Origin of the sequence: Burkholderia cepacia ATCC 25416, assembly GCF_001411495.1 — a bacterium.
Taxonomy (GTDB): Bacteria; Pseudomonadota; Gammaproteobacteria; order Burkholderiales; family Burkholderiaceae; genus Burkholderia; species Burkholderia cepacia.
Map to the genome: position 1 here is coordinate 2,018,651 of NZ_CP012981.1, position 16,051 is coordinate 2,034,701.

At 67.8% G+C, this 16,051-nt stretch carries 15 protein-coding genes; 9 read left to right on the forward strand and 6 right to left on the reverse strand.

Annotated features, from left to right (window positions below):
* Nucleotides 1-25: 25 nt before the first annotated feature.
* From moeA to APZ15_RS09260, 4 genes are all read right to left on the reverse strand, one after another.
* Entirely contained in the window at nucleotides 26-1,324 is a 1,299-nt protein-coding gene (gene moeA / locus APZ15_RS09245; RefSeq protein WP_027788020.1) for a molybdopterin molybdotransferase MoeA, read from the reverse strand.
* A gap of 105 nt (nucleotides 1,325-1,429) precedes the next feature.
* Nucleotides 1,430-2,047, reverse strand: a complete 618-nt coding sequence (gene mobA / locus APZ15_RS09250; protein WP_027788019.1) for a molybdenum cofactor guanylyltransferase MobA — start codon at nucleotides 2,045-2,047, stop codon at nucleotides 1,430-1,432.
* A gap of 26 nt (nucleotides 2,048-2,073) precedes the next feature.
* On the reverse strand, nucleotides 2,074-3,186 hold the full coding sequence (gene moaA, locus APZ15_RS09255; RefSeq protein ID WP_021159709.1) for a GTP 3',8-cyclase MoaA: 1,113 nt from the start codon (nucleotides 3,184-3,186) through the stop codon (nucleotides 2,074-2,076).
* 131 nt (nucleotides 3,187-3,317) lie between these two features.
* Nucleotides 3,318-6,446, reverse strand: a complete 3,129-nt coding sequence (locus APZ15_RS09260) for an Rne/Rng family ribonuclease (protein WP_027788018.1) — start codon at nucleotides 6,444-6,446, stop codon at nucleotides 3,318-3,320.
* A gap of 723 nt (nucleotides 6,447-7,169) precedes the next feature.
* Between APZ15_RS09260 and APZ15_RS09265 the strand changes: the two genes are divergently transcribed.
* The 4 genes from APZ15_RS09265 to APZ15_RS09280 are packed head-to-tail and all read left to right on the forward strand — an operon-like array spanning nucleotide 7,170 to nucleotide 10,248.
* Nucleotides 7,170-8,174: an RluA family pseudouridine synthase gene (locus APZ15_RS09265; protein WP_027788017.1), complete on the forward strand. Its 1,005-nt coding sequence runs from the start codon at nucleotides 7,170-7,172 to the stop codon at nucleotides 8,172-8,174.
* 11 nt (nucleotides 8,175-8,185) lie between these two features.
* A complete protein-coding gene (locus tag APZ15_RS09270; RefSeq protein ID WP_027788016.1) occupies nucleotides 8,186-8,845 on the forward strand; it encodes an HAD-IA family hydrolase in 660 nt (219 codons plus the stop codon).
* Nucleotides 8,842-9,243 (forward strand): Rieske (2Fe-2S) protein, encoded by a 402-nt coding sequence (locus APZ15_RS09275; protein ID WP_021159704.1) that lies wholly within the window; start codon nucleotides 8,842-8,844, stop codon nucleotides 9,241-9,243. The genes APZ15_RS09270 and APZ15_RS09275 overlap by 4 nt, the downstream gene beginning before the upstream one ends.
* Before the next feature lie 12 nt (nucleotides 9,244-9,255).
* Nucleotides 9,256-10,248 carry a S49 family peptidase gene (locus APZ15_RS09280; protein ID WP_027788015.1) on the forward strand — a complete coding sequence of 331 codons (993 nt, stop codon included), beginning with the start codon at nucleotides 9,256-9,258 and terminating at the stop codon, nucleotides 10,246-10,248.
* Nucleotides 10,249-10,310: 62 nt separating this feature from the next.
* On the opposite strand, the gene APZ15_RS09285 is transcribed toward APZ15_RS09280, so the two are convergent.
* Complete coding sequence (locus APZ15_RS09285) at nucleotides 10,311-11,033, reverse strand: SAM-dependent methyltransferase (RefSeq protein WP_027788014.1); 723 nt, start codon at nucleotides 11,031-11,033, stop codon at nucleotides 10,311-10,313.
* Nucleotides 11,030-11,662: a Maf-like protein gene (locus APZ15_RS09290; protein ID WP_027788013.1), complete on the reverse strand. Its 633-nt coding sequence runs from the start codon at nucleotides 11,660-11,662 to the stop codon at nucleotides 11,030-11,032. Before APZ15_RS09290 ends, APZ15_RS09285 begins: the two co-directional genes overlap by 4 nt.
* Nucleotides 11,663-11,883: 221 nt before the next feature.
* On the opposite strand from APZ15_RS09290, the gene APZ15_RS09295 reads away from it, so the two are divergent.
* The 5 genes from APZ15_RS09295 (at nucleotide 11,884) to fabD (ending at nucleotide 16,042) form a co-directional block, all read left to right on the forward strand.
* Nucleotides 11,884-12,522, forward strand: coding sequence for a DUF177 domain-containing protein (locus tag APZ15_RS09295; RefSeq protein ID WP_021159702.1), 639 nt, complete (start codon nucleotides 11,884-11,886; stop codon nucleotides 12,520-12,522).
* A gap of 98 nt (nucleotides 12,523-12,620) precedes the next feature.
* Nucleotides 12,621-12,800 (forward strand): 50S ribosomal protein L32, encoded by a 180-nt coding sequence (rpmF, locus tag APZ15_RS09300; RefSeq protein ID WP_006051932.1) that lies wholly within the window; start codon nucleotides 12,621-12,623, stop codon nucleotides 12,798-12,800.
* A 129-nt stretch (nucleotides 12,801-12,929) separates the two neighbouring features.
* Nucleotides 12,930-14,036: a phosphate acyltransferase PlsX gene (plsX, locus tag APZ15_RS09305; protein ID WP_027788012.1), complete on the forward strand. Its 1,107-nt coding sequence runs from the start codon at nucleotides 12,930-12,932 to the stop codon at nucleotides 14,034-14,036.
* Nucleotides 14,037-15,026, forward strand: coding sequence for a beta-ketoacyl-ACP synthase III (locus APZ15_RS09310; RefSeq protein ID WP_027788011.1), 990 nt, complete (start codon nucleotides 14,037-14,039; stop codon nucleotides 15,024-15,026). It abuts the gene before it with no gap.
* 83 nt (nucleotides 15,027-15,109) lie between these two features.
* Complete coding sequence (gene fabD / locus APZ15_RS09315) at nucleotides 15,110-16,042, forward strand: ACP S-malonyltransferase (RefSeq protein ID WP_027788010.1); 933 nt, start codon at nucleotides 15,110-15,112, stop codon at nucleotides 16,040-16,042.
* Nucleotides 16,043-16,051 lie beyond the last annotated feature (9 nt).

Consider the following 16,051-nt stretch of genomic DNA (forward strand, 5'->3'; position numbering starts at 1 on the left):
CGTAGAGATATACCGATAGTGGAATTCAGATCAGGCCGTCGAACGGCAGGATGTCGACCGGGGTGCCCGCGTCGACTGCCGCGGTATCGTGGCCCAGGACGATGAAACAGTTGGCGGCCGAGAGGCTGCTCAGCGACGCGGAACTCTGCGAGCCGGCAGGTGCGACGTGCCAGCGGCCGTCGGCGGCGCGTGTCGCGATGCCGCGCAGATAGTCGGTGCGGCCCGGGCGCGTCTTCAGCGCATGCGTGCTGAGTGCCGTATGCATCGCCGGCGGCTGGGCCTGCGCGCCGGCCAGCGTCAGCAGTGCGGGGCGCACGATCGCGTAGAACGTCACGGCGGACGCGACCGGATTGCCGGGCAGGCCGAAGAACAGCGCGTGACCGGTGCCACCGGGCGCGCGTGCGAGCGTGCCGCACGCGAGCGGCCGGCCGGGACGCAGCGCGAGGCTGGCGAACGTCACGTCGCCGAGCCGTGCCATCACGTCGCGCGTGAAATCGGCTTCGCCGACCGATACGCCGCCGGACGTGATCACCGCGTCGGCCTGTGCGGCGACGGCGTCGCGCAATGCGGCTTCGAGCGCGGCCGGCTCGTCGCGGACGATCCCGAGGTCGACCGCGTCGACATGCAGTCGTTCGAGCATCGCGATCAGCATCCCGCGATTGCTGTCGTACAGTGCGCCGGGGCCGAGCGGCTCGCCGGGCTCGCGCAGTTCGTCGCCGGTGGAGAACACGGCGACGCGCACGCGCCGGCGCACCGTGACCTCGGTGATGCCGAACGACGCGAGCAGGCCGAGATCGGACGGTCGCAGGATGCGGCCCGCGGCGAGCGCGCAGGCGCCGCGCGCGAGATCCTCGCCGGCCTTGCGGCAGTTCGCGCCGCGCGCGATGTCATGTGCGACGAAGCGAATCGTGTCGCCGTCGGCGCGCACGCGTTCCTGCGGAATCACCGTGTCGCATCCGGCCGGCATCGGCGCGCCCGTCATGATGCGCACGCATGATCCGGCCGCCACGGCGCCGTCGAACGGATGGCCGGCGAGCGCGGTGCCGGCGACCGTCAGCGCGACATCCGCTTGCGGCGCCGCGTGCGTGCCGGTGCTGCCGTCGAACGCGTAGCCGTCCATCGCCGAGTTGTCGTACGCGGGAATGTCGAACGGTGCGTTCACGTCGGCCGCGAGCACGCGGTCGAGCGCATTGCGCAGCGCCACCGCCTCGCACGCCGCGACGGGCACCGCAAAGCGGCACGCGAGTGCCTGCGCGTCGGCGAGCGACAGCGGGGCATCGGAATCGGGGGCGCTTCGGGAGGCGGGCGAGGATTGCGTGATCATCAGTCGGACTGCGCCGCAAGGCGTATCGGGTTCGTGGCCGGTGGCGCGAGGAGGGTGCCTGGGCGCGGGTTTCGCGTGCGGCGGGCGGGAACCGCGCGAGTGCCGTCAGCGGCGGGCCAGCGCGGCGAGTTCCTGCCAGGAGTTGGCATTGTAAAACGCACGCTCGTCGTGAAACTCGACTTCGACCGTCTTGTGGCGTGCGTACCACGCACGCACCTTGCGGTCGCCGGCCGCGAGCCGGGCGGCGAGATCGTCGGCCAGCGACGTGCGCAGCAGCGCGAACGTCGGCTGCGGCGAGCGCGCCTGCTGCGCGTCGACGGTCACCGCCATGGCGATGTCGGCCTGCTGCGCGTCGAGCGCCGCGAGCAGCCGTGCGACGAGGTCGGCGGGCAGGTAGGGCGTATCGCATGGCGAACACGCGACGAGCGGCGCGCGTGCCGCCCGCATGCCGGCGAGCAGGCCCGCGAGCGGGCCGGGGAAGTCGGGCGTTTCGTCCGCGACGATGCGCGCGTCGAACGGCGCACCGAGTTCGGCATAACGATCGGCATGGCGATTCGCGCTGATCAGCGTTTCGTCGACCTGTGGCGAGAGACGGCGCAGTACGTGCAGCGCGAGCGGCGTGCCGTCGAGCAACTGCAGGCCCTTGTCGACGCCGTCCATGCGCGTGGCCCGCCCGCCTGCGAGCAGCAGGCCGGCGATCGAGGGAGAGGTGGAAGCGGGCATCGCGAGAAGGCGGAGGGCAGCGTGCGTCAGCCGCCGATATACGACATCTCGACACGCTTGCCGGCGCCGTCGGGCACGGTGTCGGCAGACGCGCTGCCGCGCAGCTGCGAATAACGGTCGGTGCGGGCCTGCCAGATGCGGGCGATCGCGGTCGCGATCTCGGCGTCGCTCGCGCCGCCGCGCACGAGTGCGCGCAGGTCGTGGCCCGTCGACGCGAACAGGCACAGGTACAGCTTGCCTTCGGTCGACAGCCGCGCGCGCGTGCAGTCGCCGCAGAAGGCCTGCGTGACGCTCGAAATCACGCCGAGCTCGCCGCTGCCGTCCGCGTAGCCCCAGCGCTGCGCGGTTTCTGCCGCCGTGTGCGGCTCGAGCGGTACGAGCGGGAAGTGTTCGGCGATGCGTGCGATGACGTCCGCCGACGGCAGCACCTCGGTCATGTTCCAGCCGTTCGACGTACCGACGTCCATGTACTCGATGAAGCGCAGGATCACGCCGGTACCGCGGAAACGCTCCGCCATCGGCAGGATCTCGCTGTCATTGGTGCCGCGCTTCACGACCATGTTGACCTTGACAGGCGCGAGGCCCGCGGCCTGGGCGGCGAAGATGCCGTCGAGCACGTCGGCGCTCGCGAACTCGGCATCGTTCATGCGCTTGAACAGCGTATCGTCGAGCGCGTCGAGGCTGACCGTCACGCGCGTGAGCCCGGCGTCCTTCAGCGCGCGCGCCTTGCGGGCGAGCAGCGAACCGTTGGTCGTGAGCGTCAGGTCGAGCGGGCGGCCGTCATGCGTGGTCAGGCGGGCGAGGCGCTCGATCAGGAATTCGAGATTCTTGCGCAGCAGCGGCTCGCCGCCCGTGATGCGGATCTTCTCGACGCCATGTGCGACAAAGAGTCGCGCCACGCGTTCGATTTCCTCATGCGTGAGCAGCGCGCTGTGCGGCAGGAACGGGTAGTCCTTGTCGAAGACGGCGCGCGGCATGCAGTACACGCAGCGGAAGTTGCAGCGATCCGTCACCGAAATGCGCAGGTCGCGCAGCGGCCTGGCGAGCGTGTCGGCCAGCGTGCCGTCCGGGGCGTGCGCGACGCCGGAGACGTCCGGCATCCCGCTGACGTCGGCGAGAGGAATGATGCGTCGGGACATGTTGAAAGAAGTGCGAACCAGGCCTCTATTTTAGCCGCAAGCGGCGGGCCGGGCCGGTGGGCGGAAACCCGCAGCGCGGACGTGAAAAAGCCCGCCGGAGGCGGGCTTTTCCTGGTCGGGCGATGTGCCGGTCAGTGATGCGTCGTTTCGACCTGCTGCATCGGGGCCGTATCGACCGGCGGCAGTGCCTTGCGTTCGCGCGGCACACGAGCCGGACGCGGGAGTCGCGACGCGGCTTCCTGCGCGGCGGCGAACTTGTCGGCGTCCGTGTTCACCCAGACGAGACCGGCCTGCTCCAGCACGACATCCAGGCTCGCCGAAGCGGGCGCGGCTGCCGGTTGTGCGGGAACCGGTGCCGGTGCTGCGACGGCCTCGACCGGCGCAGCTTCGACCGGTGCCGGCTCGACAGCCGCCGGAGCGGCTTCGATCGCCACGGCCGGCGCGGCTTGCTCGACGGGCGCGGACTGCGGTGCTTCGACCGCGGCAGGCGCTGCCGGCACTTCGAACGCGTCCGTCGGCGAAACCGCGACCGGAGCCGGACCGGCTTCCGTTTCGACGGCCGGTGCGACCGGAGCCGGTTCTGCCGCGTGGGCAACAACCGCCGGTTCGACCGGAGCCGCTTCGACGTGTACCGGTGCCGGCTGCGGCTCGACAGCGGCCGGCGCAACCGGTTCGGCGTGGTGCTCGACCGCTGCTTCGGCGACGACGGCGCTTGCCGCAGCCGCGGCCACGACGACTGCCGGTGCGGCCGTGTGGGCCGGTTCGGCAGCAGCCGGTGCTTCCGGCGTCACGGCTTGCACGGCGGCTTCGCCATCTGCGCCTTGCTCGGCGTGGTCGACGACTGCGCCGTCTTCCTCGCGCTCGCGGCGACCGCCGCGGCGGCCGCGCCGGCGACGGCGACGTTCCTCGCCATCACGCGCGCCGGCTTCCGCGTCGGCTGCCAGCTCGGCGCCGGGCAGGGCCTCGGCGACGGCCTTGTCGGCGTCCGGTTCCGGATGCGTTTCGCCACGGTTGACCGTTTCGAGCGTAGCCGCATGCTGGGTCGGCTTGCGGCGCTCGCCGCGCTCGCGACGTTCCTGGCGCTCGCCACGGCCGGCGGCTTCGACGCCTTCCGGCTGCTCGGCACGCTCGCGCGGTTCGCGGTTCTCGCGCGGTTCGCGGCTTTCACGCGGCTCGCGGCCTTCGCGCGGGCCACGGCCCTCGCGACCTTCGCGACCCTCACGGCCTTCGCGGATCTCGCGACCTTCACGCGGCTCACGGCCCTCGCGCGGTTCGCGGTTCTCGCGCGGTTCGCGTGCTTCACGCACTTCCTTGCCTTCGCGTTCCTGGCGTTGCTGCTGGCCGCGGCCTGCCGCTGCCTGGTCGCGTCCGCCTTGTGCCTGCTGGGCGCCGCCGCGACGGTTGCGGTTGCGATCGCCGCCGCGTTCGCCGCGTTGCTCGGACTTCTCGGCGCGTTCGCCGCGAGCCGGGCGGGCTGCCTGCTCCTTCGCCGGTGCCGGGGCAACCGGTGCGGGCGCCGGAGCCGGCGCCACACCGAACAGGCCCTTCAGCCAGCCGATGAAACCGCCGCTTGCCGGCGCGACGGGCGCGGGCGCGGCAACGGGTTCGACCGGACGCTGCGGTGCCGGGCTCGGCGCCGGACGCTCGGGCGTGATGCCCTTGACCGCGGCTTCCTGCTTCGGCTTCACTTCCGCCGCGCGCTTGCTGTAGCCGGTTTCCGACTCGAGTTCGCGGGCCGCTTCCTCGGCCATCTTCCAGGATGCGCGCGGATCGTCGAGACGTGCGTCGTCGTGGCGCAGGCGCTCGAGCTTGTAGTGCGGCGTATCGAGGTGCTTGTTCGGGATCAGCACGATGCCGACCTTGAAGCGCGACTCGATCTTGTTGATTTCCTGACGCTTTTCGTTGAGCAGGAAGGCGGTCACCTCGACCGGCACCTGGCAGTGGATCGCCGCGGTGTTTTCCTTCATCGCTTCTTCCTGAATGATCCGCAGGACCTGCAGCGCGGACGATTCGGTATCGCGGATGTGGCCGGTGCCGTTACAACGCGGGCAGGTCACGTGGCTGCCTTCCGACAGGGCCGGACGCAGGCGCTGGCGCGACAGTTCCATCAGGCCGAAACGGGAGATCTTGCCCATCTGGACGCGCGCGCGGTCATGCTTGAGCGCGTCTTTCAGGCGCTGCTCGACTTCGCGCTGGCTCTTCGCCGATTCCATGTCGATGAAATCGATCACGATCAGGCCGCCGAGGTCGCGCAGGCGGAGCTGGCGGGCGACTTCGTCGGCCGCTTCGAGGTTCGTGCGGGTCGCCGTTTCCTCGATGTCCGCGCCCTTGGTCGCGCGCGCCGAGTTCACGTCGATCGCGACGAGCGCTTCGGTGTGGTCGATCACGATCGCGCCGCCCGACGGCAGCGGCACCGTACGCGAGTACGCGGTCTCGATCTGGTGCTCGATCTGGAAGCGGGAGAACAGCGGCACGTCGTCGTGGTAGCGCTTCACCTTCGCGACGTTGTCCGGCATCACGATATCCATGAATGCGCGGGCCTGATCGTGGATCTCGTTCGTATCGATCAGGATTTCGCCGATATCGGGCTGGAAATAGTCCCGGATCGCGCGGATCACGAGGCTCGATTCCAGGTAGATCAGCATCGGCTGGCCGGCGTTGCCGCTTTGCGACGCCGCTTCGATCGCGCGCCACAGTTGCAGCAGGTAGTTCAGGTCCCACTGCAGTTCCTCGGCGCTGCGGCCGATGCCCGCGGTACGGGCGATCATGCTCATGCCGTCCGGAATCTGCAGTTGCGCCATCGTTTCACGCAGTTCCTGACGCTCGTCGCCTTCGATCCGGCGCGACACGCCGCCGCCGCGCGGGTTGTTCGGCATCAGCACCAGGTAGCGGCCGGCGAGCGAGATGAAGGTGGTGAGGGCGGCGCCCTTGTTGCCGCGCTCTTCCTTTTCGACCTGGACGATCAGCTCCTGGCCTTCGCGCAGCGCATCCTGGATGCGCGCGGAGCGCATGTCGATGCCTTCCTTGAAATACTGGCGGGCGACTTCCTTGAACGGCAGGAACCCGTGGCGGTCTTCGCCGTAATTGACGAAGCACGCTTCGAGCGACGGCTCGATACGGGTGATGACACCTTTGTAGATATTGCCTTTGCGCTGTTCGCGCCCGGCGGTTTCGATGTCGATGTCGATGAGCTTCTGCCCATCGACGATGGCGACGCGCAGCTCCTCCTGCTGCGTCGCATTGAACAGCATGCGTTTCATGAACGGCTCCAGGCGGCTCCGCTGCCGGCGCCTCGCGGTTGTCAGTCGCGAGGGCGGGAACGACGGCAGGCCGCACCTTGTTGTGTTGTCACAAGCACGCTGGAGCGGGAACGATGGCGGGGAGAATTGCCTGAAGAGGCGCTTGGGCCCCGAAAGACGGGGCCGGCGGCCGTAGGGCACCTGCGAATACGGCTTCAAAGCACGGCGTTCACACACCGCACGCTGCACAAGCGCGCTAAGCCTGAGTCCGGGCATTGCCACGGGCGCGCGCAATGCGTCGCGCGCGCCGACGGGCGGCAGATGCTGCGGCTTGGGCCGCAGCGGGGAGTATCGAATCCAGCCCGACTTTCCCGCTTGGGGTGTACTTCCCTGGTTTGACGTCGCCAAGTCCCGCACGCTTCGCGGAACCAAATCGGGCGCAACGCCGTAATTTTCGCAACCGGCAGCTTGCGGACGCACTTCGCGCCGTCTGGCTGCCGATCAAATTCTTTTCAACCAACTTTCCGTTACCGCGGCACCTTGCCGACCGAATCCGCCTGTGGGCGCGATCCTTGCCGGCGAGCGGTGCCGTGCGTGCAACTTGCTGCATCTCTTTGATTAGGGGCGAGCAGCGGACCCCCGGCGCAAGTAAAATAGCGGTTTGCGCTTGCGCCTTGCCCGATTCGGTCGGGGCCGGCCGGTCAGGCCACCCACAACGTCAAGCTGGGCAAAATTATATTCAGTATGAATGAGTTAGGCAAAATATCCCAGAATTCGGTCGCAAGCGGCCAGGTATCGATGATCGAGATCGACGAAAACTCGGCCGGTCAGCGGATCGACAACTTCCTGTTGCGCGTCTGTAAAGGCGTGCCCAAAAGCCATATTTACCGGATCCTGCGCAGCGGCGAAGTGCGTGTGAACAAGGGCCGGATCGACGCGCAGTACCGTCTGGCCCTTGGCGACATCGTTCGCGTGCCGCCCGTGCGCGTGGCGGCGGCGGACCTCGCGCGCGCCGACACGCCCGTCGTGCCGCCCGCGAATTTCCACGTGCTGTACGAGGACGACGCGATGCTCGTCATCGACAAGCCGGCGGGGGTCGCGGTCCACGGTGGCAGCGGCGTCGCGTTCGGCGTGATCGAGCAGATGCGCCAGGCGCGCCCGCGTGCGAAGTTCCTCGAACTCGTGCACCGGCTCGACCGCGAGACGTCCGGGATCCTGATGCTCGCGAAGAAGCGCACGGCGCTGGTGGGCCTGCACGAGCAGATTCGCGAGAACCGGATGGACAAGCGCTACTTCGCGTGCGTGCACGGCGAATGGCAGCCCGACTGGGGTCGCCGTCGCGCGGTGAAGGCGCCGCTGTTCAAGTATTCGACCCCGGAAGGGGAGCGCCGCGTGCGCGTGCAGGACGACGGGCTGCCGTCGCATACGGTGTTCAACCTCGTCGACCGCTGGCCGGACTACGCGCTCGTCGAAGCGGAACTCAAAACGGGTCGGACCCATCAGATCCGGGTGCATCTCGCCCATCTCGGCCTGCCGATCGCCGGCGACGCCAAGTATGGCGATTTCGCACTGAACAAGGCGCTGGCGCGCGCGAATGCGCAGCCGTCGTTGAAACGGATGTTCCTGCATGCGCACCGGCTGCGGCTCGCCCACCCGCTGACCGGCGAGGCGCTGCAGTTCGATGCGCCGCTGCCGGACGAATGCCGGCGCTTCCTCGACCAACTCAGCGCATTGCGCGATACCGCCTGAACCTGAACCGCATGGCTCGACAGCAATTTGACCTGATCGTCTTCGACTGGGACGGCACGCTGATGGATTCGACTGCGCACATCGCGCACAGCATCCAGGCCGCATGCCGCGATCTCGGCCTGCCCACGCCGTCCGACGAGGCGTCGCGCTACGTGATCGGCCTCGGCCTGCGCGACGCGCTGCAGATTACCGCTCCGACCCTCGATCCGTCCGACTATTCGCGGCTCGCCGAGCGCTACCGCTATCACTATCTGCTCGACGATCAGCGCATCGAGCTGTTCGCCGGCGTGCGCGAACTGCTCGCCGAACTGCGCGACACCGGTTATCTGCTCGCGGTGGCAACCGGCAAGGGCCGGGTCGGGCTGAATCGCGTGCTCGACCAGTCGAAGCTGACGAGCCTGTTCGATGCGACGCGCTGCGCGGACGAGACTTTCTCCAAACCCCATCCGGCGATGCTGCACGAGCTGTCTCGGGAACTGGGGCAGGATCTTTCTCGCACCGTGATGATCGGCGACACGACGCACGACCTGCAGATGGCCGCGAGTGCCGGGGCGGCCGGCGTTGGTGTCGCTTACGGCGCGCACACGGCCGATGCGCTGGCTGCGCTCACGCCGCGCTTCGTCGCGCCGGACGTCGAAGCGCTGGCCGCGTGGTTGCGGGAGCACGCATGAGCGCGGCGCCGGACGCGATGCGTGTGTGCGCATCGGATGCCCTGGCCGACGGCGGTGCCGGCGTGCGCGTCGACGCGACGCTGCGCGGCGAGCAGGCCGTCGTGTTCTTCGTGCGCTACGAGGGGCGCGCATACGGTTACCTGAACCGCTGCGCGCATGTGCCGATGGAGCTCGACTGGGCCGAAGGGCAGTTCTTCGAATCGTCGGGCCTCTACCTGATGTGCGCGACGCATGGCGCGATCTACGAGCCGAACACAGGCAAGTGCGTCGGCGGCCCGTGCCGCGGCGGCCGGCTGCGGCCGGTCGAGGTCGACGAGCGCGACACGGCCGACGGGCGTGCGGTATTCTGGGTGCCCGACGCCGACCTGCGTCCCGCCGTTTCCGCCACGACCGACTGACGACAACACCGCATGGCCGACCAACCGAATTCCCCGGATTCCTCCTCCCGTCCCGACAGCCGTGAACCGAACTGGGAGCGTGCGGCGCTCGAGCGGATCGCGCTCGCGGCCGTCAAGGAGCAGCGCGCGGCACGGCGCTGGAAGATCTTCTTCCGCTTCGCGTTCCTCGGCGTGTTCGTGCTGCTTGCGTTCGCGCTGATCGATTTCTCGAGCGATGCGAAGTTCTCGGCGAGCGGGCGGCATACGGCGCTCGTGACGATCGACGGCGAGATCGCCGCCGGCGTCAACGCGAACGCCGACGACATCAACACGGCGCTCGACGCCGCGTTCGACGACGACGGTACGGCCGGCGTCGTGCTGCGGATCAACAGCCCGGGCGGCAGCCCGGTGCAGGCCGGGATGGTCTACGACGAGATCCGGCGGCTGCGCGCGAAGCATCCGGACAAGCCGCTGTACGTCGTCGTGACCGACATGTGTGCATCGGGCGGCTATTACATCGCGTCCGCGGCCGACAAGATCTTCGTCGACAAGGCGAGCATCGTCGGGTCGATCGGCGTGCTGATGGACGGGTTCGGCTTTACCGGCCTGATGGGCAAGCTCGGCGTCGAGCGGCGCCTGCATACCTCGGGCGAAAACAAGGGCTTCTACGACCCGTTCTCTCCGGACACGCCGAAGATGGACGCGCATGCGCAGGCGTTGCTCGATCAGGTGCACGCGCAGTTCATCAAGGCGGTGAAGGATGGCCGCGGCAAGCGGCTGCACGAGACGCCCGACATGTTCTCGGGCCTGTTCTGGACCGGCGAGAAGAGCGTCGAGCTCGGGCTCGCCGACGGCTTCGGCACGACCGACACGGTCGCGCGCGACGTGCTGAAGGCGCCCGATCTCGTCGACTATACGGTGAAGGAAAGCCTGACGAACCGTGTCGCGCGCAAGTTCGGCGCGGCCGTCGGCGGCGCCGCGATGAAGGCGCTGACGGCCGGCGGCGCGTCGGTCAGCCTGCGCTGACCGGAAGCGGGCGGGCCGCGATGGCCCGCCGATCGGCTGCCGGGCAGCCGCCGGTCGCGGCTTCAGTTCGCCAGCAGCAGGAAGATCGCAGGGCGCTTGTGCAGATTCGGCGCAGGCGCCTTTTTCCAGTCCGTCACGGTGCGGCTCGCGATCGTCTCGGTCGCGAGGGTCAGGTCGGCCGCGACGCAGATCTGCGTCGACGGTGCGCAGGTCGCGACGAGCGTGTCGAGCATCGCCTGATTCCGGTACGGCGTTTCGATGAAGATCTGCGTCTGGCGCGCCTTGCGTGACAGCTGCTCGAGTTCGCGCAGGCGTTTCGCACGCGCGGCCGCGTCGACCGGCAGGTAGCCGTTGAACGCGAAGCTCTGGCCGTTCAGGCCCGATGCCATCAGCGCGAGCAGGATCGAACTCGGCCCGACGAGCGGCACGACCTTCACCCCGCGCTCGTGTGCGCGGCGCACCAGCAAGGCGCCGGGATCGGCGACGGCCGGGCAGCCGGCTTCGGATACGAGGCCGGCGTCCGCACCGGCCAGCACGGGCGCGAGCAGCCGGTCGATCTGGCCGGCCGGCGTATTGACGTTCAGTTCGCTGATTTCGATTTCCTGGATCGGGCGCGTCGTGCCGATCTTCTTCAGAAACGCGCGCGTCGTCTTCGCGTTCTCGCCGATGTAATAGCCGAGCGTGCCGGCGCGTGCCTGCACGGCCGCGGGCAGGACGGCCGCGAGCATCGATTCGTCGCCTTCGCCGAGCGTGTTCGGAACGAGATAGAGCGTGCCGGCCGTCATGCGCGGTCTCCACGGGTGGTTGCAAACAGCGGATAGTCGGCGGCGCGCAGCATCCGCGTGAGCGCGATCAGCGGCAGGCCGACGAGTGCCGTCGGGTCGTTCGAGTCGATCGCGTCGAGCAGCGCGATGCCGAGCCCTTCCGACTTGGCGCTGCCGGCGACGTCGTACGGCGTTTCCGCGCGCAGGTACGCATCGAGTTCGGCCTCGGGCAGCGAGCGGAAACGCACGCGCGTGACGACGTCCTCGACCTGCGCTTCGCCCGTGCGGCTGTCATACAGGCAGAGCGCGCTGTGGAATTCGACTTCGCGGCCCTGCATCGACGCGAGTTGCGCGAGCGCGCGCTCATGCGTGCCGGGCTTGCCGATCTGGAGTCCGTCGAAGGTCGCGACCTGGTCGGACCCGATCACGAGCACGCCGTCCGGCGCGTCGATCGTCGCGGCGACGGCGCGCGCTTTCGCGCCCGCAAGGCGCAGTGCGGTCGCGGCCGGCGTTTCGCCGTCGCGCGGGGTTTCGTCGAGGTCGGGCGACACGACGTCGAAGGGGATGCCGAGGCGCTCGAGGAGCGCGCGGCGGTAGCGTGAACTGGAGGCAAGAATCAGCCGCGGCGGGCGGCAAACGGTATCCGGCATGGTCGGTGGGATTGGTGAGTCGTCGGGTGTTGCGCAGCGTTGCTGCGGACGCAAGCTTAAGTGATTGACTGCAAAAGGTAAAACAGGTATGCTTTCCCGCTTTTCGTCGGCAGGCTTCCGTTGTGGTGGCGCCTGCCGGGTCTTCGGAAGTAAAGTACGGTCACCCGTACGCGAGCGGTGCCAAGCCGGATCCGCAAGTCAGCCTGTAGGCAGGAGCGCACATGAACACTTCTTCTGGCAAACCTGCTGCGGCGCCACTTGATCCGCATGCAGTCGACCTGTTCGAGTTCGCCCGCAGCGGGCGGCAGGCAGCAGGCGCGGTGCACCTCTCGCAACTGCCGCGCATGTTAAACGAAGTGCCCGCGGACGCGCCAGATCGCGACACGGTCTTCACATGGCAGGCAGAAGGGTTCACCCAGAAGGAGTTGCAGGACGACGGCGCCGACGGGCAGCAGCCGTATCTGCGCCTCGCGGTGCACGGTCATGCGTGGCTCACGTGCCAGCGCTGCATGACCCCGTACGACCAGACGTTCGACGTCGACATGACGTACCGGGTCGTCGCGACCGAAGAAGAAGCTGAAGAATTTCCGCTCGACGACGATGAAGCCGATGTGATCGTGGGCTCACGCCAGTTCGATCTCGTCGACTTGATCGAAGAGGAATTGCTGCTTTCGTTGCCGCTCGTGCCCAAGCACGAGGTTTGCCCGGCAGTTCACGAAAGCCTCGTGTCGGGTGCGAGCGGTCCCGCGGAAGAGACGGACGAGGAGTCCGACGAAGCCGGGGACGAAGGCAAACGGCCGAATCCGTTCGCGGCGCTGGAGGCGCTGAAGAAGGGCGGTGACGGCACCAAGAAACACTAAGCAGTTGTGGCGCGGGAAGGCGTAAAGGCTTTGGGCCAGGGTAGTTAAGCGCCGGATCGGGCTGTGTTAGAATCCGGAAAATTATTTAGGAGTTAGTCATGGCAGTCCAGCAAAACAAGAAGTCGCCGTCGAAGCGCGGCATGCATCGTTCGCACGATTTCCTGACGGCAGCGCCGCTGGCAGTCGAGCCGAGCACGGGTGAAGTGCACCTGCGTCACCACGTCAGCCCGAACGGCTACTACCGCGGCAAGAAAGTCGTCAAGACGAAGAACGACTAAGCGTCAAGTCACGCGTTGCGCGCTACGTTTGCCGTTCGCGTGACAACTGGTTCGCTTGACACTTTCCTGGCTCAACAAAAAGGCGGCATTCAACTGCCGCTTTTTTGTGCCTGAAATTCGTCGCATTCCATGACCGTAAAGCTCACAATCGATTGCATGGGAGGCGACCACGGCCCGTCCGTGACCGTTCCCGCGGCAGTCAAGTTCGTCCGCGCGCATCCCGATGCGCACCTGATGCTCGTCGGCATCGAAAGCGCGATCCGCGCTCAGCTGAAAAAGCTGAAAGTCCTCGACGATCCCGCGCTGACCATCGTTCCCGCCACCGAAGTCGTGGCGATGGACGACCCTGTCGAAGTGGCGCTGCGCAAGAAGAAGGATTCTTCGATGCGCGTCGCACTCAACCACGTCAAGGAAGGCGCGGCGCAGGCCTGCATCTCCGCCGGCAATACCGGCGCGCTGATGGCCGTTTCCCGTTACGTACTCAAGACGCTGCCCGGCATCGAGCGGCCCGCGATCGCGTTCGCGCTGCCGAACCCGACCGGCTACACGATGATGCTGGACCTCGGCGCGAACGTCGACTGCGAACCGCAGCACCTGCTGCAGTTCGCGGAAATGGGGCACGCGCTCGTGGCTGCGCTGGAAGGCAAGGAGCGTCCGACGATCGGCCTCTTGAACATCGGCGAAGAGATGATCAAGGGCAACGAGACGATCAAGCGCGCAGGCGAACTGCTGCGCGCCAGCACGCTCAACTTCCGTGGCAACGTCGAAGGCAACGACATCTACAAGGGCACGGTCGACGTGATCGTGTGCGACGGCTTCGTCGGCAACGTCGCGCTGAAGACGTCCGAGGGGCTCGCGCAGATGCTGTCGGACATCATCCGCGAAGAGTTCGGCCGTTCGCTGATGTCGAAGCTGATGGCGCTGCTCGCGCTGCCTGTCCTGATGCGTTTCAAGAAGCGTGTCGATCACCGCCAGTACAACGGCGCGGCGCTGCTGGGGCTGAAGAGCCTCGTGATCAAGAGCCATGGTTCGGCCGATGCCTACGCGTTTGAGTGGGCAATCAAACGCGGGTATGATGCCGTCAAAAACGGCGTGCTGGAGCGCCTCACGCGTGCGATGGCGGATAATTCGGTGTCGCTCGGCGACGGCGAACACAACGCGGGCGGCGCGGGCCATGCAAGCCCCGCCGCAGGCCATCACGCCGAACCTTCCGCTGCGCAATCCTCTAAAGCATAAATGGCCCAATCGACTCTCTATTCCCGCGTGCTCGGCACGGGCAGCTACCTGCCGCCTGACCGCGTCACGAACCAGCAGTTGACCGATCGTCTTGCGAAGGAAGGCATCGAGACGAGCGATGAATGGATCGTTGCGCGCACGGGCATCCATGCGCGCCATTTCGCCGCACCGGACGTCACGACCAGCGACCTCGCGCTCGAGGCGTCGCGTCGCGCGATCGAGGCCGCCGGCATCGATCCGCAGTCGATCGACCTGATCATCGTCGCGACTTCGACCCCCGATTTCGTGTTCCCGAGCACCGCGTGCCTGCTGCAGAACAAGCTCGGCATCAAGAACGGCGGCGCGGCCTTCGACGTGCAGGCCGTGTGTTCGGGCTTCGCGTACGCGATGGCGACGGCCGACAGCTTCATCCGCAGCGGCCAGCACCGCACCGCGCTCGTGGTGGGCGCGGAGACGTTCTCGCGCATTCTCGACTTCAAGGACCGCACGACCTGCGTGCTGTTCGGCGACGGCGCGGGCGCGGTGATCCTGTCCGCGTCGGAAGAGCCGGGCGTGCTCGGCAGCGCGCTGCACGCGGACGGCAGCTACTCGCATATCCTCTGCACGCCGGGCAACGTCAACCGCGGCGTGATCGAAGGCAGCGCGTTCCTATACATGGACGGGCAGGCCGTGTTCAAGCTCGCGGTCAACGTGCTCGAGAAGGTCGCGATCGAGGCGCTCGCGAAGGCGAATCTCGCGCCCGAGCAGATCGACTGGCTGATTCCGCACCAGGCCAACATCCGCATCATGACCAGCACCTGCCGCAAGCTCGGCCTGCCGCAGGAGCGCATGGTCGTGACGGTCGACCAGCACGGCAACACGTCGGCCGCGTCGATCCCGCTGGCGCTCGATACCGCGGTACGCGACGGTCGCATCCAGCGTGGCCAGCACGTGCTGATCGAAGGCGTCGGCGGCGGCTTCACCTGGGGCGCGTCGGTCTTCCGCTACTGATCCGCGGCGCGCGACTGCTGCGCGCGGATCCCACCGGCGCGCCATTCGTGCGCGCCGTCCGAATCGATTCAATTGGGGACGATATGAAATTTGCATTCGTATTTCCGGGGCAGGGCTCGCAGGCGGTCGGCATGCTCAACGCATTCGCTGATCTGGCCGTCGTGCGCGAGACGCTCCAGGAGGCGTCCGATGCACTCAATCAGGATCTCGGCAAGCTGATCGCCGAAGGCCCGGCCGAAGAGCTGAACCTCACCACCAACACGCAGCCCGTGATGCTGACCGCGGCCTATGCGTGCTATCGCGCGTGGCAGCAGGCGGGCGGCCCGGCGCCGTCGATCGTCGCCGGCCACAGCCTCGGCGAATACACGGCGCTCGTCGCCGCCGGCGCGCTCGCGTTCAAGGATGCCGTGCCGCTCGTGCGCTTTCGCGCGCAGGCGATGCAGACGGCCGTGCCGGTCGGCCAGGGCGGCATGGCCGCGATCCTGGGGCTCGATGACGACACGGTGCGTGCGGTATGCGCGGAAGCCGCGGAAGCGGGCGTCGTCGAAGCAGTGAACTTCAATGCACCCGCACAGGTCGTTATCGCAGGCAACAAGGCCGCGGTCGAAAAGGCCTGCGAGATCGCGAAGGCGAAGGGCGCGAAGCGCGCGCTGCCGCTGCCGGTGTCGGCGCCGTTCCATTCGTCGCTGCTCAAGCCGGCGTCGGATCAGTTGCGCGACTACCTCGCGAACGTCGACGTGAAGGCGCCGCAGATTCCGGTCGTCAACAACATCGACGTCGCCGTGGTCAGCGATCCGGCCGCGATCAAGGACGCGCTGGTGCGCCAGGCCGCGGGCCCGGTGCGCTGGGTCGAGTGCGTGCAGCACATCGCAGGCACGGGCGTCACGCACGTGATCGAATGCGGTCCGGGCAAGGTGCTCGCCGGCCTGACGAAGCGCATCGACGGCAACCTGACGGGTGCGTCGGTGTTCGATCCGGCGTCGCTCGACGAAGTGCTCAAGCTGGTGACCGCCTGACGCGGCGCC

What these genes read in the sequence shown, in the direction of transcription:
- moeA (WP_027788020.1), bottom strand. Translation starts at nt 1,324, where the DNA reads ATGATCACGCAATCCTCGCCCGCCTCCCGAAGCGCCCCCGATTCCGAT.
- mobA (WP_027788019.1), bottom strand. Translation starts at nt 2,047, where the DNA reads ATGCCCGCTTCCACCTCTCCCTCGATCGCCGGCCTGCTGCTCGCAGGC.
- moaA (WP_021159709.1), bottom strand. Translation starts at nt 3,186, where the DNA reads ATGTCCCGACGCATCATTCCTCTCGCCGACGTCAGCGGGATGCCGGAC.
- APZ15_RS09260 (WP_027788018.1), bottom strand. Translation starts at nt 6,446, where the DNA reads ATGAAACGCATGCTGTTCAATGCGACGCAGCAGGAGGAGCTGCGCGTC.
- APZ15_RS09265 (WP_027788017.1), top strand. Translation starts at nt 7,170, where the DNA reads ATGAATGAGTTAGGCAAAATATCCCAGAATTCGGTCGCAAGCGGCCAG.
- APZ15_RS09270 (WP_027788016.1), top strand. Translation starts at nt 8,186, where the DNA reads ATGGCTCGACAGCAATTTGACCTGATCGTCTTCGACTGGGACGGCACG.
- APZ15_RS09275 (WP_021159704.1), top strand. Translation starts at nt 8,842, where the DNA reads ATGAGCGCGGCGCCGGACGCGATGCGTGTGTGCGCATCGGATGCCCTG.
- APZ15_RS09280 (WP_027788015.1), top strand. Translation starts at nt 9,256, where the DNA reads ATGGCCGACCAACCGAATTCCCCGGATTCCTCCTCCCGTCCCGACAGC.
- APZ15_RS09285 (WP_027788014.1), bottom strand. Translation starts at nt 11,033, where the DNA reads ATGACGGCCGGCACGCTCTATCTCGTTCCGAACACGCTCGGCGAAGGC.
- APZ15_RS09290 (WP_027788013.1), bottom strand. Translation starts at nt 11,662, where the DNA reads ATGCCGGATACCGTTTGCCGCCCGCCGCGGCTGATTCTTGCCTCCAGT.
- APZ15_RS09295 (WP_021159702.1), top strand. Translation starts at nt 11,884, where the DNA reads ATGAACACTTCTTCTGGCAAACCTGCTGCGGCGCCACTTGATCCGCAT.
- rpmF (WP_006051932.1), top strand. Translation starts at nt 12,621, where the DNA reads ATGGCAGTCCAGCAAAACAAGAAGTCGCCGTCGAAGCGCGGCATGCAT.
- plsX (WP_027788012.1), top strand. Translation starts at nt 12,930, where the DNA reads ATGACCGTAAAGCTCACAATCGATTGCATGGGAGGCGACCACGGCCCG.
- APZ15_RS09310 (WP_027788011.1), top strand. Translation starts at nt 14,037, where the DNA reads ATGGCCCAATCGACTCTCTATTCCCGCGTGCTCGGCACGGGCAGCTAC.
- fabD (WP_027788010.1), top strand. Translation starts at nt 15,110, where the DNA reads ATGAAATTTGCATTCGTATTTCCGGGGCAGGGCTCGCAGGCGGTCGGC.